General features: G+C 55.5%; 21 protein-coding genes. 17 read left to right on the top strand and 4 right to left on the bottom strand.

Going from position 1 to position 22,934, the window contains the following annotated elements; all coding sequences use genetic code 11:
• Positions 1–3 precede the first annotated feature (3 nt).
• Together PGR23_RS05475 and PGR23_RS05470 are read right to left on the bottom strand one after the other, a co-directional pair.
• Positions 4–435, bottom strand: a complete 432-nt coding sequence (locus PGR23_RS05475; RefSeq protein WP_015366497.1) for an OsmC family protein — start codon at positions 433–435, stop codon at positions 4–6.
• Between the two features lie 44 nt (positions 436–479).
• Complete coding sequence (locus PGR23_RS05470) at positions 480–1,364, bottom strand: LysR family transcriptional regulator (RefSeq protein WP_047048576.1); 885 nt, start codon at positions 1,362–1,364, stop codon at positions 480–482.
• Positions 1,365–1,476: 112 nt separating this feature from the next.
• Between PGR23_RS05470 and PGR23_RS05465 the strand changes: the two genes are divergently transcribed.
• The 10 genes from PGR23_RS05465 (at position 1,477) to PGR23_RS05420 (ending at position 12,186) form a co-directional block, all read left to right on the top strand.
• Positions 1,477–2,328, top strand: a complete 852-nt coding sequence (locus tag PGR23_RS05465; protein ID WP_047079128.1) for a Vmh family MBL fold metallo-hydrolase — start codon at positions 1,477–1,479, stop codon at positions 2,326–2,328.
• Between the two features lie 174 nt (positions 2,329–2,502).
• The gene (gene sra, locus PGR23_RS05460; RefSeq protein WP_015366494.1) at positions 2,503–2,643 is read left to right on the top strand and encodes a stationary-phase-induced ribosome-associated protein; all 141 of its coding nucleotides are present in this window, start codon (positions 2,503–2,505) and stop codon (positions 2,641–2,643) included.
• 184 nt (positions 2,644–2,827) lie between these two features.
• Positions 2,828–4,525: an NAD-dependent malic enzyme gene (locus tag PGR23_RS05455; RefSeq protein WP_015366493.1), complete on the top strand. Its 1,698-nt coding sequence runs from the start codon at positions 2,828–2,830 to the stop codon at positions 4,523–4,525.
• A 217-nt stretch (positions 4,526–4,742) separates the two neighbouring features.
• Entirely contained in the window at positions 4,743–5,426 is a 684-nt protein-coding gene (locus PGR23_RS05450) for a glycosyl transferase (RefSeq protein ID WP_289577734.1), read from the top strand.
• Positions 5,416–6,102, top strand: a complete 687-nt coding sequence (locus PGR23_RS05445; RefSeq protein WP_047048581.1) for a hypothetical protein — start codon at positions 5,416–5,418, stop codon at positions 6,100–6,102. The genes PGR23_RS05450 and PGR23_RS05445 overlap by 11 nt, the downstream gene beginning before the upstream one ends.
• 307 nt (positions 6,103–6,409) lie before the next feature.
• Positions 6,410–7,456 (top strand): LacI family DNA-binding transcriptional regulator, encoded by a 1,047-nt coding sequence (locus PGR23_RS05440; protein ID WP_396279667.1) that lies wholly within the window; start codon positions 6,410–6,412, stop codon positions 7,454–7,456.
• 143 nt (positions 7,457–7,599) lie between these two features.
• Positions 7,600–8,907 (top strand): MFS transporter, encoded by a 1,308-nt coding sequence (locus tag PGR23_RS05435; protein ID WP_045394178.1) that lies wholly within the window; start codon positions 7,600–7,602, stop codon positions 8,905–8,907.
• A 17-nt stretch (positions 8,908–8,924) separates the two neighbouring features.
• The gene (locus tag PGR23_RS05430; protein ID WP_047048589.1) at positions 8,925–9,689 is read left to right on the top strand and encodes an SDR family NAD(P)-dependent oxidoreductase; all 765 of its coding nucleotides are present in this window, start codon (positions 8,925–8,927) and stop codon (positions 9,687–9,689) included.
• Positions 9,690–9,734: 45 nt separating this feature from the next.
• Positions 9,735–10,148, top strand: coding sequence for an RbsD/FucU domain-containing protein (locus PGR23_RS05425; RefSeq protein WP_213797181.1), 414 nt, complete (start codon positions 9,735–9,737; stop codon positions 10,146–10,148).
• A 322-nt stretch (positions 10,149–10,470) separates the two neighbouring features.
• Positions 10,471–12,186, top strand: coding sequence for an ABC-F family ATP-binding cassette domain-containing protein (locus PGR23_RS05420; RefSeq protein WP_396279666.1), 1,716 nt, complete (start codon positions 10,471–10,473; stop codon positions 12,184–12,186).
• A gap of 46 nt (positions 12,187–12,232) precedes the next feature.
• On the opposite strand, the gene PGR23_RS05415 is transcribed toward PGR23_RS05420, so the two are convergent.
• Positions 12,233–13,174 carry a bifunctional helix-turn-helix transcriptional regulator/GNAT family N-acetyltransferase gene (locus tag PGR23_RS05415; RefSeq protein WP_380377355.1) on the bottom strand — a complete coding sequence of 314 codons (942 nt, stop codon included), beginning with the start codon at positions 13,172–13,174 and terminating at the stop codon, positions 12,233–12,235.
• A 253-nt stretch (positions 13,175–13,427) separates the two neighbouring features.
• Between PGR23_RS05415 and adhP the strand changes: the two genes are divergently transcribed.
• From adhP to PGR23_RS05380, 7 genes are all read left to right on the top strand, one after another.
• The gene (adhP, locus tag PGR23_RS05410; protein ID WP_015366486.1) at positions 13,428–14,438 is read left to right on the top strand and encodes an alcohol dehydrogenase AdhP; all 1,011 of its coding nucleotides are present in this window, start codon (positions 13,428–13,430) and stop codon (positions 14,436–14,438) included.
• Between the two features lie 158 nt (positions 14,439–14,596).
• The gene (locus PGR23_RS05405) at positions 14,597–16,219 is read left to right on the top strand and encodes a TIGR04028 family ABC transporter substrate-binding protein (RefSeq protein ID WP_047079121.1); all 1,623 of its coding nucleotides are present in this window, start codon (positions 14,597–14,599) and stop codon (positions 16,217–16,219) included.
• Between the two features lie 9 nt (positions 16,220–16,228).
• Entirely contained in the window at positions 16,229–17,173 is a 945-nt protein-coding gene (locus PGR23_RS05400; RefSeq protein ID WP_396279665.1) for an ABC transporter permease, read from the top strand.
• The gene (locus PGR23_RS05395; protein ID WP_396279664.1) at positions 17,170–18,021 is read left to right on the top strand and encodes an ABC transporter permease; all 852 of its coding nucleotides are present in this window, start codon (positions 17,170–17,172) and stop codon (positions 18,019–18,021) included. Before PGR23_RS05400 ends, PGR23_RS05395 begins: the two co-directional genes overlap by 4 nt.
• Positions 18,018–19,619, top strand: a complete 1,602-nt coding sequence (locus tag PGR23_RS05390; protein WP_396279663.1) for a dipeptide ABC transporter ATP-binding protein — start codon at positions 18,018–18,020, stop codon at positions 19,617–19,619. The genes PGR23_RS05395 and PGR23_RS05390 overlap by 4 nt, the downstream gene beginning before the upstream one ends.
• Positions 19,619–20,605 carry a putative FMN-dependent luciferase-like monooxygenase gene (locus tag PGR23_RS05385; RefSeq protein WP_213797307.1) on the top strand — a complete coding sequence of 329 codons (987 nt, stop codon included), beginning with the start codon at positions 19,619–19,621 and terminating at the stop codon, positions 20,603–20,605. Before PGR23_RS05390 ends, PGR23_RS05385 begins: the two co-directional genes overlap by 1 nt.
• A 9-nt stretch (positions 20,606–20,614) precedes the next feature.
• Positions 20,615–21,706, top strand: coding sequence for an alkylhydroperoxidase domain protein (locus PGR23_RS05380; protein ID WP_320886520.1), 1,092 nt, complete (start codon positions 20,615–20,617; stop codon positions 21,704–21,706).
• Here PGR23_RS05380 and araJ read toward each other — a convergent pair whose 3' ends face one another.
• Complete coding sequence (araJ, locus tag PGR23_RS05375; protein WP_047048623.1) at positions 21,707–22,888, bottom strand: MFS transporter AraJ; 1,182 nt, start codon at positions 22,886–22,888, stop codon at positions 21,707–21,709.
• Positions 22,889–22,934 lie beyond the last annotated feature (46 nt).

Raw genomic sequence — 22,934 nt, 5'->3', positions numbered from 1 at the left:
GGATCAAGCGTTGAGCTGATAATCGAGGGAGATGTCGGCTTTCAGTACCTGCGAAACCGGGCAGCCGGCTTTGGCTTTCTGGATAATCGGATCAAAGGCCGCTTTGTCGATACCCGGCAGGACAATATTGCTCTGCAGCGCGATCTTGGTGATGGCGAAGCCGCCGCCGCTCTTATCCAGCGTGACCACCGCAACGGTATCGATAGAGGTCGCCGTATAGCCCTCTTCGCTGAGCATTAATGACAGCGCCATTGAGAAGCAGGCGGCGTGGGCCGCGCCGATAAGCTCTTCCGGGTTAGTCCCTTTAACGCCTTCAAAGCGGGTATTAAAACCATAAGGTTGTTGGTTCAGCGCGCCGCTTTCCGTCGAGACGGTGCCTTTACCGCTTTTCAGATCCCCTTCCCAATGCGCCTGACCTTTCTTATGAATTGCCATCGTTTCACTCCTTTTTGACGTTAAAGGAGTAAGTATAGACAGCTCTAGCTGACCTGAGCCAACTGTTGCTGAATGGCCTCCAGAAACAACGGCAGCGCGCTGGGCTGATAATCCCGTGACAGATAGATGCCATAGACGGCCAGGGATTTTGGCGTATATCCAGGCAGCACCTGCTTTAGCGCGCCGCTGTTTAGCGCGCGCCGGGCTTCCAGTTCCGGCAGCATAGCGATGCCGCATCCGGCAACCGCCGCTTCCATCAGCAGAGAGGAGATCCCGGCGCTCAGATTGCCGGAGACGGCCACCGACACGGGTTCGCCCTGCGGATCGGTAAACTGCCATGTCGGGGTGGCGAAATGGCTATAGTGCAGACAGTTATGTTGACTAAGCTCCTCCGGCGAATTTATCTGGCCATGCTGCTGTAGCCACCTCGGCGAGGCGCAGAGTACCGAGCGGCAGATGCCGAGCCGCCGCGCTATCGCCCCCGGCTCCGGATTATCGGTGATCCGGATGGCGACATCGATACGCTCGCCAATCAGGCTCACCGGATGGTTATTGATATCCAGTTCGAGACGCAGTTGCGGGTAGCGGGCCAAAAACTCCGGTAGCAGCGGTGAGAGCAACTGCATGGCGGTAAAGTGCGCGCAGGCGACCCGCAGCGTGCCGCTCGGCACCGCGCGTTCCGTCTGCCCCGCTATCTCATCCGCCAATTGCGTGAGGCTACGCGTTTTCTGCAAAACCTTTTCGCCAGCGCTGGTTAAGGTCAGTTTGCGTGTCGAACGATGAATGAGCCGGGTTCCGGCCCAGTGCTCCATCTGCTCCAGATAGCGACTCACCATCGGCCGCGACATACCAAGCGCCCTGGCCGCCGCGCTCAAACTGCCCAGCTCGCATATCCGCATATATACCTGAGCGGCGATCACTCGATCCATATCCGTATCCATCTGCACGTTTTATGAAACTCAGCATCTCTTTTTTCAGGAATTTTCGCAAATCAAGAATGACGTAAAATAAACCTATTCACCTGAAAGAGAGAAAACCAACATGAAAGTATCTGCCCTGGCCATCGCCACCGCCCTGTTCAGCACCACCGCTTTTGCCGCGCCGTTGACCCTGCAAACCTACAACCCGCAGGAGAACGCGATCTTCGCGGTGAACTCCACGCTGGCCTCCGGCCCGCACGAGGCGGTGCTTTTTGACGCCCAGTTCAGCGTTAAAGATGGCGAAAAGCTGGTTGAGATGATCAACAAAAGCGGTAAGAAGCTCACGCACATTGTGATCACCTCCGGCGATCCGGATTTCTATTTTGGCCTCGAGCCGCTGGTAAAAGCCTTCCCGCAGGCCAAAGTGGTGGCGACCCCTCAAGTGGTTAAGCATATTGAAGAGACCAAAGCGGCGAAGCTGGCTTACTGGGGCCCGCAGATGAAAGACGGCGCGCCGAAGCAGGTCTATGTTCCACAGGTATTAGCCGCAGATAGCTTCACCATCGACGGCGAGAAAGTGGAAATTCGTCAGCCGCAGAACTACGGAGCGTTCGTTTGGATCCCGGCGAATAAAGCGATTCTTGGCGGCACCGGCGTCGCCTGGGGCATGCACGTCTGGACCGCCGATACCCAAAGCGCGGCGAGCCGTCAACAGTGGCGCCAGACCCTTAACGATATGGCCGCGCTGCATCCGCAACAGGTGATCCCGGGCCACTACCTCGGCACGCCGCCGGCGGGCGATAAGGCTATCGTCTTTACCCGCGACTATCTGGAGAAATTCGAGCAGGCGCTGAAAGCGCATAAAGATTCCGCCAGCGTCATCAAAGCCATGCAGGCGCAATATCCGGGTCTCGCTGAAGAAAGTTCGCTGGAGCTGAGCGCGAAAGTGAACACCGGCGAAATGAAGTGGTAATCGCCCGCGCCTGAATCGAGAACGCTCTTAATCTGCCGACGCAAGGTTGCTATTCGCAAAAAAATGGACCACGATAATCCCGTCGCGTTAAAAAGCGCGGCCTACTTAGGGTTACGTTTCGTCCGGCTTGCGTCGGGCTTGTCCTTGAAACCAGAACAGGATTAAGGAGTAAGAATGAAATCGAACCATCAGGCACGTCATCTTCTCGGTCTGAACTACAAGCTTTCACGCCAGAAAAAAGTGGTGCTGGAAGGCGACGAAGAAACTACCGTTAACCATATCCATGCTACGGGCCGCAAACGCCGCGGTGGTTAATTTTCCAGCTGAGTGATGATAAAAACACCATCCGCTAAACAGGATGGTGTTTTTTTAAGACAATCCCACGCTTCGCATCCTTCTTTTGTTACCATCTGCTCTATACTCTGCCCGCTGCATTTCCTGCCAGCCCGATCGCTTATCGCGCGCCCGGGTCTGAAGTGAACATCAAGGAGTTAGTGCGATGCAATTCATCTATAAAAAAAACCGTTCTCTTTATATCCCCTACGCTGGCCCGGTTCTGCTTGAGTTTCCGTTACTCAACAAAGGAAGCGCCTTCAGCATGGAAGAGCGTAGCAGCTTCAACCTGCTGGGCCTGCTGCCGGAAGTGGTCGAAACCATCGAAGAACAGGCTGAACGCGCGTGGATCCAGTATCAGGGATTTAAAACCGAGATCGATAAGCACATTTATCTGCGCAACATCCAGGATACCAACGAAACCCTGTTTTATCGCCTGATTGGCAACCATCTCGATGAGATGATGCCGGTTATCTATACCCCCACCGTCGGCGCCGCCTGCGAGCGTTTCTCGGAAATCTACCGTCGCGCGCGCGGCGTGTTCATCTCCTACCAGAATCGCCACAACCTCGACGATATCCTGCAAAACGTACCGAACCATAACGTCAAAGTGATCGTGGTGACAGACGGCGAGCGTATCCTCGGTCTCGGCGACCAGGGTATCGGCGGGATGGGCATCCCTATCGGTAAGCTGTCGCTCTATACCACCTGCGGCGGTATCAGCCCGGCCTACACCCTGCCTATCGTGCTGGATGTCGGCACCAACAACCAACAACTGCTCGACGACCCGCTGTATATGGGCTGGCGTCACCCGCGCGTGACCGACGATGAGTATTATCAATTCGTTGATGACGTTATCCAGGCCATCAAAAATCGTTGGCCGGACGTGCTGCTGCAGTTTGAAGATTTCGCGCAGAAAAACGCCATGCCGCTGCTTAACCGCTATCGTAACGAGATTTGCTCGTTTAACGATGATATTCAGGGCACCGCGGCGGTCACCGTCGGCACATTGATCGCCGCCAGCCGTGGCGCGGGCAGCCAGCTCAGCGAGCAAAAAATTGTCTTCCTCGGCGCGGGCTCCGCCGGTTGCGGTATTGCTGAACAGATCATCGCGCAAATCATGCGCGAAGGGCTAAGCGAAGAGGAAGCCCGCCAGCGCGTATTTATGGTGGACCGCTTTGGCCTGTTGACCGACGGCATGCCGAATCTGCTGTCGTTCCAGAGCAAGCTGGTGCAGAAGCGCGAAAACCTGCAAGGTTGGGATACGACCAACGAAGCGCTCTCGCTGCTTGACGTGGTGCGTAACGTGAAGCCGAATATTCTGATCGGCGTTTCCGGCCAGCCGGGGCTGTTCACGGAAGAAATTATTCGTGAAATGCACAAGCATTGTCCGCGCCCGATCGTCATGCCGCTGTCGAACCCGACCTCCCGCGTTGAAGCCACGCCGCAGAACATCCTGACCTGGACCGACGGCGAAGCGCTGGTGGCCACCGGCAGTCCGTTCACCCCGGTGACGGTTAAAGGCAAGCAGTACGCCATCGCGCAGTGTAATAACTCCTATATCTTCCCGGGTATCGGCCTTGGCGTTATCGCCGCGGGGGCATCGCGCGTCACCGACGAGATGCTGATGGCGGCAAGCGAAACCTTAGCCAACCACTCGCCGCTGGTGAATAACGGCGAAGGCCCGGTACTGCCGGAACTGAAAGATATTCAGGCCGTGTCGCGCGCTATTGCGTTCGCTGTCGGTAAAGTGGCTCAGGAACAGGGCGTGGCGGTGAAAACATCGGCCGAGGCGCTGCTGCAGGCCATTAGCGATAATTTCTGGCAGCCGGAATATCGCAACTATCGCCGAACCTCAATTTAATACGTAATCTCTAACCGGGCCAAATATCGGCCCGGTTTTTTTGTCTAATTCGCCTGCCGCTTATTTATATTTTTCCTTCTGATATTTCTTACACCAATATATAAATAAAAATACTTGCTACTTTTCCTTACCCATGCAACATTTTCCACCCCCACATCAAATAAAGGAATGCAAAGTGGAAAATGTGACTTTCAAAGAAAACAAAAACACACAGACAATGATCCGCGTCGTATTAATCCTGATAGGTCTTACTGCTATCTTCGCGGGTCTCTCTCTCTTTAGTGGCGATATGTGGCGCATCATACCCGATGCCGACCCGGAAAAAACCGCAACCGGTACTCTCGTTGGTCTTATTATATATTCACCCAGTAAATTCTTTTTTGCGTTGCTATATATTTTTATTGCCCCTCTAATATGGCTTTTGCTTGTTCGAAAAATCAATTTCCACCTCCTGCACCATCCTATCATCCCTGCAATTTTGTTTCTCTGCGCAGGCATCTTTGTTTTTCTGCATCCAGAAGTGACACCGGGCGAAGACTTGAGCATTCAGTACAGTCGCCACAATAGTTATCATACTTCTATATTCTGGCGAGAAAGAATAACCCGTATTTATCTTAATAACACAATTAAATACGAAACATTTGTCGAGACTAAAGACTCCAGTTGGGATTTTAGCAAATATAATATTAAAAGCGCCTGGCGCTGCAAAGTCGAACAATATTCAAGTTTTTCAACTCTGGGCTTCAATGAAAGCTGGTACCCGGACGATAATCCGCAGGTAATGGCCGTGAACTGTAGACAAATTACGGATATTGAAGGACTCTCTAAAGAAACACTCTACAGTGCCCAGCGCATTGCAACTCAAAATGATCAGGCGGGCGTACAGAAAAATGAACAATAAAAAAATAATACTCAAACCTGCATTAAGAGTTTGGCTCGCGCTGTTTGGGGTTATAGTTTTGGCAAGCGTTTTGAGTGCTATTAATGGGAAACACTTGTATTTGGGTAACAGAGTCGATTTTTTGTTGGCAAAAACAGGAGAGGTTATTATTAATGAACTATATATCCCTGCTAAGGTTTTTTTTGCTCTTATCGCTTCCTTTATCCCGCCGATTCTGTGGCTACTGTTCGTGAACAATAAGCCGCAACGCCCATTTTTTTCCATAATCCTCCCGCTGTTACTATTTTTATCAGGGCTATTATTTTTCTTTCTTAAACCTCAAATCATTCCCGGCGAAGAAACAACCACCTACCGCTACGGCCTCTCCGACCTAAATTATCAGACTATCCGTTGGCAGAAAATGGTTCCCGGAAAATTTATTGATACACATTCAAAATTTCAAGTTTTTCTCGAGTATCTGAACCTTATGGAAGGGGAAACCTCCGACAATATAAAAAATGCTTATATCTGTGAAACTGAACGGGAGACTCAGTTTTATACTTTAACTATCAACCAACGATGGTTGCCGGATAAATACCCTCACATTCTGGATGCCCATTGCAGCCAAATAAAAGAAATCAATTCACTGACGGAATCTACCCTTTCACAGGCGCATTGGTTCCTGACAAGAGATTAATACGTTAACCAGACTGGCAGGATAGCTTCCAGACTACTCCTGCCATTTTTGCGGCGATAGTAACCAACCGCCGTCCCACAATACTCTCCGGATTACCATCGCCGAAAAAAAACAGCACTGCCGCGCTTCATTTTCATACCCTCTGTTTACTAAACACCCGTCCATCCTTACGAGTGGGTTCACATATGCTTTATTAACTCGCTCATCCGCGAGTAAAGGTCTTGCCCACTTACCCGGTCGCCGATAAATTAGCAATCAGATAACGCGGTGCTGAAATAAGCGCGCAGCATAAACAGAAGGTTTAGGTATGGCGAATATTCGTGATGTCGCCCGTCAGGCCGGGGTGTCAATTAGTAGCGTGTCCAACGTACTTAATAATCGCACACAGCAGATGCGCGAAGAGACCCGACAGCGGATAGTCAAAACGATGGCTGAGTTAAATTACCGCCCGCCGCGTTGCGCCCCGCCGGTCGCCGATTCAGCAACCAAAATGCTCGGCCTGATGGTACCGTCTATCGTCAATCCGAGCTTTTCAGCGCTGGCACATGAACTGGATACTGCCGCGCGCGCTTTTCGCCATCGCCTTTTATTAGGCATTTGCTGCCGCGATGCCGCCGAGGAGTCGGCATTTATCGCGGATATGTTTTTGCATGGCGTACGCGGATTGATCGTCGCCGCCAGCGACGTACGCAAAACCCACTTTGTGCGTGCAGCCGAACAAGGCATGACCATTATTAGCTATGACAATCGGCTGGCCGAAAGCGTCCCGCCTCGGGCGCGCTACTTCGATAGTGTCTCAATGGACAACGTTGAAGCGGGACGTCTGGCGGCGCAACATCTGCTGGACAACGGTTGCCGCAATATCGTCTTTGCCACCGAAAGCGGGTTAACGCTAGGGCGCAGCCATAAAATCCTCGGCTTTCAGTCCGCGCTTGCCCAAAGCGGAACAGCGGCAAGAGGCGTGGTGATAGAAGGCAGAGGCAATCGGGAATTCGGCGACGCCGAGATGTTCGAACTGGGCGTAAGTCTGGCGCAAAAAATTAGCGCCCGCACGCCGCGAGTGGATGGCGTGGTGGCGATTAACGATGCGTTAGCCATCGGCATGATGGTTGGGCTCCGCGCGCAGGGCCTGAGAATTGCGGAAGATATTTCGGTCATTGGCATCGATAACATCGCCCTCTCAGCGCTCTCATCGCCCGGCCTTACCTCGGTAATGGCCCCGCTTTCGACAATGGCGTCGATGATGGTAGAGCGGCTCGTCCAGAGAATTGCTGAGCCGGGATTACAAACCGACGAATTTATCTTCGCTCCGGAAGTGATTCAGCGCCAGTCGGTAAGAATAAAGCAACCATAGTTGTTTTATAAATAAATAACACGATGCAGATAATATTTATTATCAGCAGGGAGGCTTACACCCTTTTAGACTCAATACGCATATTAATGTCGGGATTCCTATCCCATTCTTTTGTACTTTAACGAGTATAACCGGAAATAATGATGAACCTACAATCTGCGCAAAATATAGAAAAGAGCGCCATTAAGAAATTGACATGGCACATTGTTCCATTAATGATATTGCTTTATTTTCTGGCTTTTCTTGATCGTAATAATATGGCCTACGCCGCAATGGCGTTAGAGGATAGCCTTGGTCTGACGGCCACCGCCTTTGGCTTTGCTTCGGGAATATTTTTCATCGGTTATTTTATGTTTGAAATCCCCAGCAACGCCGGCACGATTAAGTTCGGTCCGCGGCTGTGGTTCGCGCGTATTCTGATAACCTGGGGAATATTTGCCACCTTGATGGGCTTCGTCAGAACGCCGACCGAACTCTATATCTGTCGTTTTATGCTCGGCGTGTGCGAAGCCGGTTTCTTTCCTTCGGTGGTGTACTACTTCACGATCTTTTTTCCGCCCGCCTGGCGGACCAAAATTCTCGGCATGTTCATTATTGTTCAGCCGCTATCCAACGCCGTCGGTTCACCGATTTCAGGTTTAATTCTGCATATCGATAACGGCTGGTTTGGCCTTGAATCCTGGCAGTGGTTATTTATCCTCGAAGGTATTCCGCCGATCGTTATTGGCCTGTTCATCCCTTTTATTATCAAGAATTCACCACAGGAAGTCGGCTATCTCAACGCTGAAGAAAAAGCGTGGTTAATGAGTAGTACGAACCGTTCAAAATCAGGTAGTAAAGTCTCGCTTGCTGAGTTCGCCAGCGGTATTAAAAATCCCAAATATCTGCTTTATGCACTGCTGAACTTCGGAATGGTTTGCGGGATTTACGGCTTCGGAATGTGGCTACCGTCGATTATTACCGCCATTTCCGGCGATGATATTCTGCGCGTTAGTATGATTGCCCTCATCCCCTACGGCCTGGCGGCGCTACTGGTTTACCCATGGAGTATGCTGGCGAGTAAAACGCGAAAAATCGCCGTTTTTGCCGGTATCAGTATGGTCGTCGCCGCATTAGGACTCGCCGGCGCGGTGGTGTTCTTCAAGTACAACGTCGCGGTTTCACTCTCATTCCTGACCATTGCCGCCATTGGCATCTATACCGCGGTGCCGTGTTTCTTATCGATGCCTGCCAACGTCTCGGCGGGCGCGGCGACGGCCGCGGGGCTCGCCGTAGTGAGCTGCATCGGCAACCTGGGCGGCTTCGTCGCCCCCTACGTGGTCGGCCTCCTTAACGACTTCAGCCACAGCAGCACGCCGGGTCTGATATTCCTCGCCATGTGCCTGCTGATCACCGGCCTGATTTGCATTTTCTACTGCGCCAGACAGCGTGAAGGCGTCATTCAATCCTGAAAATTTAAGGAAACATCATGGGAACTCTTATTGGAAAAAAAGCATTTATCACCGGCTCTGAACAAGGTATCGGCTGGGCCACCGCCGAAAAACTGATTCTGGCGGGATGCGATGTCTTTTTGCACTATCACAGCGGTGAAGAAGGCCCGCAAGCGCTGGCGGCTATCGCCAGCGCGCGAGGGCAAAAAGCGGCCTGGCGCTATGCGGACTTGATTGACACTGAGGACGCGACCGCCTGCGTGCAGGCCGCCGCGGAATTCCTCGGCGGCATTGACATCCTGGTGAATAACGTCGGCGGCATCGTCGGGCGTAAGTGGCTTGGCGAAATTGACCGTCAGTTCTGGCAAACGGTGTTAGACGTCAATATGACCACCATGCTTAACGTCACCCAGGCGGCGCTTCCCTGGCTCAAATCGGCAACGGATGGCGCCAGCATCATTAACCTCGCCTCGCTGGCTGGCCGCTCCGGCGGGCATGCCGGATCTCTTGCCTATTCAACCACAAAAGGGGCCATCCTGACCTGGACACGCTCTCTGGCGGCTGAACTGGGCGAGCACGGCGTACGCGTCAATGCGGTTGCGCCGGGGCTTATTCTCGGTACCCGTTTTCATAACCGCCACACCACACAGGCATCGGCTGATGAAACCATCCGGCAAATTCCGCTAAAGCGCGCGGGAACGCCGGATGACGTCGCCCGCGCCATTGCTTTCCTTGCCGGCGAGTATGACGGATTTATCTCCGGCGCCACTATCGATATTAACGGCGGAATTTATCGCATGTAATGCAAACCGGGCGGCCAGAGATAGCCGCCCGCCAGGGAGTTCCTGATGATCAAATTCGAAATTATCCATCCACAACTGCTGGCTGCTCTGGCGAGCTGCGGCCATAAATCACAAATTCTCATCGCGGATAGCAATTATGCCTGTCGCGTTAATGCCAATGCCGATGCCACGTTGATTCATCTCAACCTCGCGCCAGGCATGGTACCGGCAACTTATATCGTCGAAAAACTGCTTACCTGCGTTAATGTCGAACACGCGACGCTGATGGCATCACCTCCGGAATTCACTAACACCATCGCCAGTGAATATCGGGAGCTTCTACCGACAAACTGCCCGCTTGAATTTGTCGAACGCCAGGCGTTCTACGCTAAGTCCCGGCTGCCGTTGACCCAACTGGTCATTGCTTCCGGCGAACAGCGTCGTTTTGCCAACCTACTTCTCGCCGTAGCCCCGGCCTAATCGTTATACCCGCCGCCGATGAGACCGGCGGCGCGATCCTCAATGCTGGTATCTGGTCAAAAAGCAATTTAGCCACTACACTCCCTGCATCCATCAACCTACTGAAAAAATAAGGAGGACCCCTATGCTGTACTGTGAACTGTTTAATGTTTCACATACATTTGGCGATCGCGCCAGCTCAAGCGTTATCGGTATCGTGCTGCGATAACTTTAGCTTGAGCGAAGAAGCCAACGACTAAATCCCTTCCTCGGGCTTACCGGGTTATCGTCAGCGATGTTTGACGAGGCATTCTCATGCCTGTAACTCTTGAGTAAGTTCACAATGAGCACACTTTTAAGCGCACAATGTCTCCACGTTGATACGGCCTTTGGCACACTTTTCAACGACCTCTCCTTTACCCTGAAAAAAGGCGATCGCATTGGCCTGATTGGCTATAACGGTTGCGGCAAAAGCACGCTATTGCAGGTGCTCGACGGCACTCTCACGCCGAATTCTGGCAGCGTATCGCGGGCTAATCACTGCCTGCTGGCGCGAGTAGAACAACATCTTCCTGATGCCCTACTCAGCCAACCGTTATTACAGGTGGTACTGGAAAAACTGGCGCCTGGCGAACGGGATTCGCTGCGCTGGCAAGCGGAGCGGCTGCTCGCTGAAATGGGTTTTACCGTTCAACAGACCCAACAGCAAGCCGCCACCCTGAGCGGCGGACAACATACCCGTCTGTTGCTTGCCCGCGCCTTGATCCAACAGCCCGATTTGCTGTTGCTGGATGAGCCAGGCAACCATCTCGATCTGCCGACCCTGCTGTGGCTGGAAAGCTTTTTACAAACCTGGCAGGGGAGCTTCGTGGTGGTGTCGCACGATAACCTCTTACTGGATGCTGTAACTAATACCAGTTGGATTTTACGCGATAAAACGCTGCACGCTTTCTCACTCCCCTGCAGCGCCGCCCGTCGGGCGCTGGAAGAGCAAGATGCAAGCGATGCTCTGCGCCACAAAGCGGAACAAAAAGAGATCGACCGCGTCGCTGCCAGCGCCAAACGGCTGGCCATCTGGGGCCGGGTTTACGATAACGAAGATCTGGCGCGTAAAGCCAAGCAGATGGAAAGGCAGGTTTCACGCCTGAAGGATAGCCAGACGGAACTCACCGCCGGCACGCCGTGGCGTCTTGAGGTGCATGGCGACGCCGTTCGCGCCGATCGCCTGCTGGAGATGGAAAATCTCCCCGTGCCGCCGGCGCCGGGTCTTCCCGCCCTGTTCACCACCGGTGTGGCGCGGCTGCAAAGCGGCGACCGGGTAGCGATAATGGGTCGCAACGGCGGCGGGAAATCGTCGCTGCTGCGCCTGTTATGGCGGCAAATGCAGCAACCGGCTAGCGAAGCCGGCCTGCGTTTACATCCGCGGCTCCATGCGGGTTATTACGATCAAACCCTGCATCAACTGGCGGATGAGGCCAGCCTGCTGGAGGCGCTGGAGCCCTTTGAGCCTTCACCGGAAACGCGCAAGCGGGCGCTGATTTCCGCCGGCTTCGGCTGGGCGCGACACGGGCAGAAGGTCAGCACCCTCAGCGGCGGCGAACGTTCGCGGCTGCTGTTTGTCGGCCTGTCGCTGGCGAGCTATAGCCTTCTGCTGCTCGATGAACCCACCAACCATCTGGATATGGAGGGTAAAGAGGCGCTGGCGGCGACGTTGCGGGAATATCCCGGCGGCCTGCTGCTGGTGAGCCACGATCGACAGCTCATCAGCCAGAGCTGTAACCGCTTCTGGTTAATTGATGAAGACGGGTTAAGCGAGTGGCACGACGTCGACGAGGTGTACACCCGTCTGCGCGGCAACGAGCGCCTTCAGAGCCCGGCGACCCAAACGCCGCCGCAGGCGACGACCGTCGACGACCTGCAAGAGGGTCTGCTGGAACGTCTGGTGATGCTGGAGCAGTTATTGGCGGACGATCTGCAGCGTAAGCCGAAGCATCAGAAACCGCAGCTACAGGCGCAGTGGCGTCAGGAGATTGAGGAAATTAATATACAGTTGAGTTAACACGCTTATGCCACCGGAGCTTTAGCGCCCCGGTGGCATGACGGCTTTAGCGGCGGGTAAACTGTTGCTCAAGCATGGTCTTCCCCCATTGATCGCCCCGCCACTCTTTACTCAGCGTAAACCCAAAGGATTCATATAATTTACGCGCCGCCTGCAAGCCGCTAAATGTCCATAGCTGAACCGCATCGAAGCGCTGATTATCACAAAAGTTGATGGCTTCAGTCAGCAAGCGCCGCCCCACGCCGCTGCCACGACAGCCATCGCCGAGAATAAACCAACGTAGATGCGCTTCATTATTCCCGAGGTCTTCGCCATCAATGGCGACAGAGCCGACGATGACGCCATTTTTGACCGCCAGCCAAATCTGGTTACGTTGATTGTTCAGCCTGCCAGAAAATTCAGCCAGACCGCTGGCGACTTTACCTTCAAAAAAATGGCCAAAGCCGTAATGCCGGGCGTAATACTCACCGTGCATTTGCGCAATGCGGCCAATCATTCCCGGCTGATAGCCGGTGACTATCGTGATGTCGTTTGGTCTGGTCGTGACCGGCTGCTGACGACAACGCTCAAGCGCCCGCGAATAGGCCGTCAACCCCTCGGCAACAATCTGCTGCTGTGCGCTATCCAAATGCGCCAGCGCCTCAATCACCCGCATGGCGCCGTACTCATGAATGCGGGCGACCGTCGCCTGCCCTTTGGTTGTCAACGAGAGTTGTTTAAAACGCCCGTCATCAACACAACCATTTTCCTCTATCTCGTTAGCGGCCTGCAGGCGCGATAGCATTCGGCTGACGCTCGATTTGTCCAGCCCCAATACCTGCACCAGTTGCGCGGCGGTCATCGCGCCATGAGTAGAAATCTCAAGAAGCGCATGCACCGCTGAAGGTGAATAGTCGGTAGCCGCCAGCGTACTGTTCATAAAGCCGAGCTCGCGCACCATCAATCGTGATGCGCAACGAATTTGATCGATAAGTAAAGTGTCAGACATGGTGACATCCATGAATCGAGATAGTTGCATCATACAACCACCATTCGCTCACCCTGTCAATCACCCTGACGCACGTAGCGCAATGCCGATTAAGCCCCCTAAAATTAGTATAAACGGATGAATATTGTGCCAAATATGCGGCAAATCCCCCCATTCCCAACCATACCGCTTGTAATTAGCGACATAAGATCTAATCCTTAATGAGTATTATTTTCGCTGTTAGCACCTTCGTACCATAAACAAGGAGAAACGCATGAAAGCTGCTGTAGTCACCCACGACCACCAGATTGATGTAACCGACAAAAAGTTACGCCCGCTGGAGCATGGCGAAGCGCTGCTGAAAATGGAATGCTGCGGGGTCTGCCACACTGACCTGCACGTGAAAAACGGCGATTTCGGCGATAAAACCGGCGTCATTCTTGGCCATGAGGGCATCGGCATCGTGGAAAAAGTCGGCCCTGGCGTGACGTCGCTGAAGCCGGGCGATCGCGCGAGCGTGGCCTGGTTCTTCGAAGGCTGTGGCCACTGCGAATACTGTAATAGCGGCAACGAAACCCTGTGCCGCTCGGTGAAAAATGCCGGCTATACCGTCGATGGCGGGATGGCCGAAGAGTGCATCGTCACCGCTGATTACGCGGTCAAAGTGCCGGATGGACTGGATTCGGCCGCCGCCAGCAGCATCACCTGCGCCGGCGTCACCACCTATAAAGCGGTGAAGGTCTCACACATCAAACCCGGCCAGTGGATTGCCATTTATGGCCTCGGCGGCCTGGGTAACCTGGCGCTGCAATATGCCAAAAACGTCTTTAATGCCAAAGTGATCGCCGTTGACGTCAACGACGGACAGCTGGAGCTTGCCGCCTCGATGGGCGCCGACCTGACGGTTAATTCCCGCAACGAAGACGCCGCCAAAATCATTCAGGAGAAAACCGGCGGCGCCCACGCGGCCGTGGTTACCGCCGTTGCTAAAGCGGCATTTAACTCCGCCGTAGATGCGGTTCGCGCCGGCGGCCGCGTCGTCGCCGTTGGCCTACCGCCGGAAGCGATGAGCCTGGATATCCCTCGCCTGGTGCTGGACGGTATTGAAGTAGTGGGTTCGCTGGTCGGTACCCGTCAGGATCTGATTGAAGCCTTCCAGTTTGCCGCCGAAGGCAAAGTGGTGCCGAAAGTCACTCTGCGCCCGCTTGGCGATATCAACGCCATCTTTAAGGAGATGGAACAGGGCCAAATCCGCGGCCGCATGGTTATCGATTTCCGCCGTTAATTCTGTCTGACTCTGCCAGACGAAAAAGTCTAACCTACTGACTATTCCCGCATGTTGGGAATAGTCAGAATTCGCAAATGCTTAGCGCAAATCGTTGGTTCCTTTGTATTCCGTCGCGCCCGATGATGGCAAGACAATAGATAACAAAGGAATTCACCATGCAAAATCGTTTTCGCCTGCCTACGCTTGCCGCCCTTTTTATCGCAGGCGCATTTTCAGTTTCGGCCGCGCAAACGCCGATCAAAGGCGGCACCTTAATTTATCTGGAACAACAGCCGCACACCAATCTCTATCCGCCGGCCGGCGGTTTTTACCCTAACGGCGGGATCCTCAATCAGATAACCGACAAGCTGACCTGGCAGAACCCGGAAACGCTAGCTATCGAGCCGTGGATCGCCGAAAGCTGGACTAGCAACGACGATAAGACCGAATATACCTTTAAGCTGCGACCTGGCGTCACCTTCTCTGACGGCACCCCACTCGATGCCAACGCGGTCGCAAAGAATTTTGATACTTACGGTTTGGGCAATAAAGCCCTACGTCTGCCGGTTTCCGAAGTGATCAACAATTACGATCGTAGCGAAGTCATCGATCCATTGACCGTCAAATTCTACTTCAAAAAACCCTCACCGGGATTCCTGCAAGGTACCGCGACGATTGGCTCCGGGCTGGTGTCCCTCAGCACCCTGGCGCGAAGTTTTGAGGCGCTGGGCGATGCCCGCCATATCATTGGTTCCGGCCCCTTTACGGTAAAAGATGAAAAACCCGGACGCGAACTAACCCTGGTGGCGCGGAAAGATTATCAGTGGGGGCCGAAAAATCTTGCTCAGCAAGGCCCGGCGAACCTCGACGGTATTACCTATATCGTCACGCCGGAAGATAGCGTACGTATTGGCGCGCTGCTGGCGGGACAGGCCGGGTTTATTCGCCAGGTGCAGGCCTATGATGAAAAACAGGCGACCGACCAGGGCTTTAATATTTATGCCGCACCGACGCGTGGCGTTAACGATAGCCTGAGCTTCCGCCCTGATAATCCGCTGGTTGCCGACCTGCGGGTACGCCAGGCGCTACTGCATGCTACCAACGCCAAACAGGTTGTCGAGACCCTTTTCTCACCTAACTATCCGCAGGCAAGTTCCGTCATCGCCCGCACCGCCGCGGGATACGTCGACTTAAGCGACAAACTGGCCTTCGATCAGCAGAAAGCCAAACAGCTGCTGGATGAGGCGGGCTGGATCCCGGGCGCGGATGGTATCCGGCAAAAAGCGGGACAGCGGCTGGCGCTCACCGTCTATGAATCCCTGCCCCAGCCGCAGAACAAAGAGGTGCTACAGCTGGTCGCGCAGCAGTGGCGTCAGGTTGGCGTGGCCTTAAGCGTGAAAGCCGGCGACGCCGGCAGCCGGGTACTGGATAATCTCGACCCGCTGAAAACGCCATTAACCGTTTCTGAAGTTGGTCGCGCCGACCCGGACGTGGTGAAGAGTATGTTCTTCCCGGCTAATCGCGATGCCTTGCTGCAACAGGGCGGTTCGAGCGACAAAGTAAAATCCTTCCGTGACGATAAGCTCAACGCCCTGTTAACCGCAATCTCTGCCGAAGTGGATGGGCAAAAGCGTCTGCAGCTAACTGGCGATGCACAGCGTTACCTGCTGGATAACGCCTACGTCATTCCTATCTTTGAAGAACCGCAGGTCTTTGCCGGCGCGTCATGGGTAAAAGGCGTACGTTTTGAAGCCGTAGGCCGTCCGTCGTTTTACGGCGTATGGCTGGATAAACACTAAGGGGGCGCCATGAGCCACTATCTTTGGCGACGGTTGGGACAAGGCGTGCTGGTGCTGTGGGCGGCCTTCACCCTGACCTTTTTTCTGCTGCAGGTACTTCCCGGCGACGCGATTTTGATTAAGTTTCAGAACCCCGATCTGGGGCTGAGCCCGCAACAGATCGCTGAAATGCGTGTGGCCTATGGTGCAGACAGCCCGCTGTGGCGGCAATATTTGCATACCTTGCTGGCCATGCTGCAGGGGGATTTCGGCTATTCACTCCAGGCGGGACTGCCTGTCAGTTCCCTGATTGCCAGCAATTTACCCGACACGCTGGCGCTGGCGTTGCCGGCCTTTGCGCTGGCGGTTCTGCTGGCCTTTGCGATCGCTATCGCTTCGCGTTTGCCGGGGCTACGCGGTATCAGCAATTTGCTACAGTCGTTGCCGGTGCTGTTTATTTCACTGCCGACCTTTTGGCTCGGCATCGCCTTAATCCAAATCTTTTCATTCCAATTGCACTGGGTCCCGGTTATCAATCCCGGACCTCTGCAAGGCCTGGTGCTACCCGTTATCGCGGTGGCGATACCGATTTCCGCGCCGCTGGCGCAAATTCTGTTACGCACCATGGATCACATCGCCGCACAACCCTTCGTTGCCGTTGCTCGCGCCAAGGGAATGAGCGAAACGTGGGTGTTATGGCGGCATGTCACCGGCAATGCTCTGTTGCCGACATTAAACATTGCCGGCCTGCTGCTGGGAGAACTGATCGCCGGGGCCTTAATTACCGAAACCGTTTTTGGCCGCAGCGGGCTCGGCCAACTGACGCAGCAGGCGGTGAATAATCAGGACATTGCCATTCTTCAGGCCGTGGTGATGATTTCAGCGCTGGGCTTTGTCGCGATCAATCTGCTGGTCGACCTGCTGATGCCGATGCTCGACCCGCGCTTAAAACCCCTGCGCGGAGGTACGCTATGAGTCTGGTCGATTACGCCTCGGCGGCGCGACGCCGTCCGGTCAACTGGCGCCGTTTTTCCTTCCAGCCAGGACTGTGGCTGGCATGGTCGGTGATGACGGTTGCGGTACTAATGGCTTTCGCGCCGCAATGGTTCACCGCGTTTAATCCGCTCGACGGCATCGCTGGCGCCCAGCGTCTGGCGCCGCAGGCCGGACACTGGCTGGGTACCGACCAGCTCGGTCGCGATGTGTGGAGCCGAATGGTCTACGGCGCAGGGCATTCGCTTTCCGCGGCCCTGGCCGCCGTCGCTATGGGACTGGTTGTCGGCACGGCGTTGGGCACCGTTGCCGGCGCGATGGGCGGGCGGGTCGAAGCGGTCGTCATGCGGATTGTCGATATTCTGCTGGCTATTCCCTCGCTCCTGCTATCACTAACGGTAATCATACTGCTCGGTTTTGGCACCCTGAACGCCGCCATGGCGGTTGGCGTTGCCGCTATCGCCAGTTTCGCCCGACTGTCGCGCGCCGAAGTCGTGCGCATTCGTCACAGCGACTATGTCGAAGCAGCCTACGGAAGCGGAGGCACTTTTTTGTCCGTATTCTGGCGGCATATTCTGCCTAACTCGCTTTCGCCGGTGCTGGCTTTCGCCACCCTACAATTCGGCCAGGCTATTCTCGCCCTCTCAACCCTGAGTTTTCTCGGCTATGGCACTCCGCCGCCGGTGCCGGAATGGGGATTACTTATCGCCGAGGGGCGTAACTATCTTTCCACCGCCTGGTGGCTCACCACCTTCCCCGGAATCGCGGTCATTGCCGTGGTACTGGCAGCCAATCGTATCAGCCAACAACTCAACAGGGAGCGCCGATGAACGTGCTTAGCGTAGAAAACCTCACCATCAGCTACCGCTCTGGCGGGTTGTGGCGCGAAGTGGTTCACCGGGTTAGTTTTACGGTTAAACGCGGCGAGATGCTGGCGTTCGTCGGCGAATCCGGTTCGGGCAAAACCACAACCGCCCAGGCGATTATCGGCCTGCTGGCGGAAAACGCCCGCCTCGATGCCGGGACGGTTCGTCTCAACGGTGAAGAGATTAGCCGCTGGTCAGGCAAGCGGCTGGATAGCCTGCGCGGGGCCAGAATCAGCCTGGTGCCGCAGGATCCCGGCAACTCGCTGAATCCGGTGCAAACCATCGGCGCGCAGGTCGGCGAAATACTCCGCCTGCATCAAAAAAGCAGTAAAACCGAGCGTCGACAGCAGGTTATCGCCCTGCTGGAAAAAGTCGGCTTAAGCCATCCGGAGCAGCGCGTAGACCAGTATCCGCACCAGCTCTCCGGCGGTATGAAGCAGCGGGTGCTGATCGCCATTGCCATCGCCCTGAAGCCGGATTTGATTATTGCCGATGAGCCTACCAGCGCGCTCGACGTGACGGTCCAAAAAAGAATCCTCGATCTGCTCGATCATTTGCGCCGTGAATCCGGCACCGCAGTGCTATTTGTCACCCATGACCTCGCGCTGGCGGCGCAGCGAGCCGACCGGCTGGTGGTTTTTCGTCACGGTGAAATTCAGGAACAGGGCAATACGGGTGATGTTATTCGCACCCCGCAGCACGGCTATACCCGCCAGTTGCTGTGCGATCTGCAGGGACAGAACCTGCACTTAACCACCACGATTCGCCCGTTTGTTACGCCGGCAATTCGGGTTGAAGGCGTGAGCAAACGCTTTGCGTTAGGGGGCAGCCATCTCCAGGCGCTGGATAACGTAAGCTTTATTTTACCGCGTGGAAGTACCCATGCGCTGGTCGGCGAATCGGGTTCAGGAAAAACCACCCTCGCCCGTATCTTGCTGGGTTTTGAGCAGGCCGATAGCGGACAGGTGACCATCGACGGTATTGCCAGCGGACAATTGAGCCGCGAGGCCCAGCGCCAGCTGCGGCGCAAAATTCAGTTTGTTTATCAAAACCCTTTCGCCTCACTCGACCCTCGCCAAACCCTGTTCGACATTATCGAAGAGCCGCTGAAGAATTTTCAGCGCCTGTCCAAAGAAGCTCGCCGTCAACGGGTAGAGTCTGTCGCCGCCCGCGTCGCGCTGGCGCCGGAGCTACTCTACCGAACCGCTCGTGAGCTCTCCGGCGGCCAGCGACAGCGGATCGCTATCGCCAGGGCATTGATCCTCGACCCCACGATTCTGGTGCTCGATGAGGCCACCTCAGCGCTGGATGTCACGGTGCAGGCGCAAATTCTCGCCCTGTTGCTGCAATTACAGCAACAGCTCGGGTTGAGCTATCTGTTTATCACCCACGATCTGGCGACGGTGCGTCGCATCGCCCATAGCGTGACGGTGCTGCGCGCCGGGCAAGTCATCGAACAGGGCGAGGTTAAGCAGTTGTTCGCCGCGCCGCAGCACGACTATACCCGCGAGCTGCTCGCCGCCATTCCTCATTATCACGCACCCAGCATGGAGATTGCATGATGCCTAAACGTCTCGGATTTTTCACCCGCCTACTTGATCGCGCCGCGCCGCAAGAGCGCTATCGCCTGGCGACGGAGCAGATCCGCCACGCGGAACGGCTGGGCTTTGATAGCGCCTGGGTGGCGCAACACCATTTTCATGAAAATGAAGGCGGATTACCGTCGCCGTTGGTGTTTCTTGCCCATGCGGCGGCCCATACGCAACGGATCCGTCTCGGTACCGCCATCATTACGCTGCCGATGGAAAACCCGCTGCGCGTCGCGGAAGATGCGGCAGTGCTAGATTTACTCGCTGAGGGTCGCCTGGAAGTGGGTTTTGGTTCCGGCGGGACGCCAACCTCTTTTCTCCCCTTTGGCCTGGCCTGCGAACAACGCGGCGCGGTCTTCGCCGATCATCTGCATTTGATTGAAAGCGCCTGGCGCGGCGATACGTTGGCTCATCCGGACAACCATCTTTATCCGCCTGCGCCGCAGCTGGCAAAACGGATTTGGATCGCCACCTTTTCGATTGAAGGCGCTATTCGGGCCGCTAAATCCGGCCATGGGTTGATGCTATCGCGCACGCAGCCGCGCCCGCCAAGTCAAAGCGAGCTGCCGCTGGATGCGATTCAGAACCCGATTATCGACGCCTACCTCGCCGCGCTGCCTGCCGGCGTGGCGCCGCGAATTCTGGCCTCCCGTACCGCGTTTATTGCCGACAGTCAGGGGTACGCGCTACAGACCGCGGAGCCAGGATTAAGTAAACAGGCGGCAGCCCATCGCGCCGCCGGCCACGAGATTATTGGTGACACTGTCACGGATTACGCTCGCCAGCTTGATGCCCACATTGGCGATGCGCCGCATGTGCTTGCATCGCTGGCTAAAGACAGCGTGCTAGCCCGGGTGACTGACATTTCGTTTCAGGTTCATTCGGTGGAGCCATCGCATCAGGACACGCTGCGTTCTATCGAACTCATCGCTAAACACATTGCCCCGCAATTCAGATAAGGAGTCGCTATGAGCTTAAGTCAGGATATTTTGGCTGAACTGGCGGAGATCGCCGCCGATTCACCGCTGGGCAAGGCCCGCGCGTTACGCGACGCTGCGACCCGCCACGCCCAGGGAAGTTACGAGGTGCTATTTAGCCAACAGGATGAGGATTTTCCGCTCGAGGAACGGTTCGCCATCGCCGCAAAAGTGGCCAGACTTCATCAGGCAGACGCGCTGGCGGCGCATTACGCCGGTTTCGGCATTGCCGACCCGACAACCCCACGGCTTGCCGCCGCGCTGGGGTTTGCCCGCCTGCTGACCTTTACTCCGGTGGAAGCGACGCCCGCGGCGTTACAAACGCTTAGCGACGCGGGCTGGAGCCTGCGCGGTATCGTAACGCTGGCGCAGCTTATTGCGTTTGTCAGTTTTCAAAGCCGATTGCTGAGCGGCTTGCGTTTGTTAAATGACAAACCAATCTCCGCGGCCGAGACCCCGGTGGTCGCCGGCTACTGGCACACACATCCCAGGACTGCCAGCGGTAAACCTGCGCCGGTGGCCTTTACGCGCGATGAATTACACTGGGAACCGTGGATTGCCGATAAGCCGCTGGCTGAATTTAATCCCGCCGAGCAGGCGCTGCTGGCGCAGTTCGGCCACAGTGACTCCCCCTACTTCCGCCTGCTGGCGCGCAACCAACCGGTGCTTGAACAGCGCACGCTGACCGATAAAGGGATCTTCTATACGCCGGGGGGCCTGCCGCGCGCCGAACGTGAACTGGCGGCAACGGTGGCCAGTAAAATCAACGGCTGCATCTACTGCGCGTCGGTACACGCGCGCAAGGCGGCGCAGTTGGCAAAAGATGAGCGAGCGGTGGAGACCCTGCTGGCGGTGACGCCTGGGGAGAATCTCAGCGATGGTCAAGGGCCGCGCTGGCAGGCGGAGATTGACGCCGCCGCCGCGCTTTCCGTTACCCCGCCTGCGATAACCTCAGCGCATCTCAGCGCGCTGGAGCAGCAGGGTCTGGATATCGTCGAACAGCTGGATCTGCTGCAATCGGCGGCATTCTTCGCCTGGGCTAACCGCCTGATGCTAACCCTTGGCGAACCGTGGCGGGATTAATCAGACCTGCTCTGCCTGGGTAACGCGATGACGCGTTACCCGCCGCTGATATCGCGCATACAGCAGCAACGAGCTCATCGCCAGGAACGACAGCGCTGCCGCCGGCAGCGCCACCGAACGCCAACCTGCGCCAAAGGTAATCATCATTCCGCCGCAGTAGGCGCCTATCGCGCTGCCGAGGTTAAACGCTATTTGCCCGCCCGCCGCCCCGAGCATTTCTCCGCCTCTGGCATTTTGTAGCAGTAGTATTTGCAGCGGCGCGGCGAGTGCGAAGAGCCCGGCGCAGCAGATAAACGCCAGCGCCAGCGAAGCCAGAGGCTGTATGCCGAAGGCAAAGATGAGCAGTAACGCCGCGACAATGACGCCGTTGGTCATCGCCGCAATACGCAGCGGACTGTAGCGTCCTGAGATCCTGCCGCTAAAGAGATTACCTAAAACCATCCCCAATCCGACCAGCATCATAATTAACATCATCGCCGACTCGCTAAAGCCGGAGACATTCATCATGAAGGGCTTGATATAGCTAAACCAGGCAAAAACGCCGGCATTGCCGAACATCGTGGCAGCGAAAATAAACCACGGCGCCGGGGTTTTAAGGAAATGGAATTGTTCGCTGAGCCGGGAGGCGGATTTGTCATATAGCGTCGGCACCCAGCGCAGTATCGCCAATAGCACCAGCACATCAAATAGCGCGATGGCAGTGAAGGTATAACGCCAGCTGAACTGATGGCCAAGCCAGGTGCCAGCCGGTACGCCAAGCAGGTTCGCCACCGTCATTCCCGCTATCATCCCGGCGACCGCCGCGGTAACCCTGCCCGGCGAGGCGATTTTCGACAAAATAATCGCCCCGACGCCAAAATAAGCGCCGTGAGGAAAACCTGAAATAAAGCGACCGAGCGCCAGCATGGGATAACTTGAGGAGAAGGTAAATAACGCGTTGCCTGCCACACATAGCGCCACCAGAAACAGCATCACCGATTTCAGCGAAAAACGACTGGAAAACAACGCCATGACAGGCGCGCCAAACACCACGCCAAAGGCGTACCACGAGATCATGTTGCCGGCCGCGGGGATGGTAATGCCGACATCATGGGCGATTTCAGGCAATACCCCCATGATGCCAAACTCCGCCATTCCGAGGCCAAAGGTTCCCAGCGCTAAGGAAAAAATCGTTTTCTTCATCTAGTCGGTCACTTTAATGTGCATTCACGATGCTAGTGTAACCGAT

Source organism: Klebsiella sp. 141162 (assembly GCF_050600755.1).
GTDB classification, from domain to species: Bacteria; Pseudomonadota; Gammaproteobacteria; order Enterobacterales; family Enterobacteriaceae; genus Klebsiella; species Klebsiella aerogenes.
This window is presented reverse-complemented; position numbering and strand designations above follow the sequence as displayed.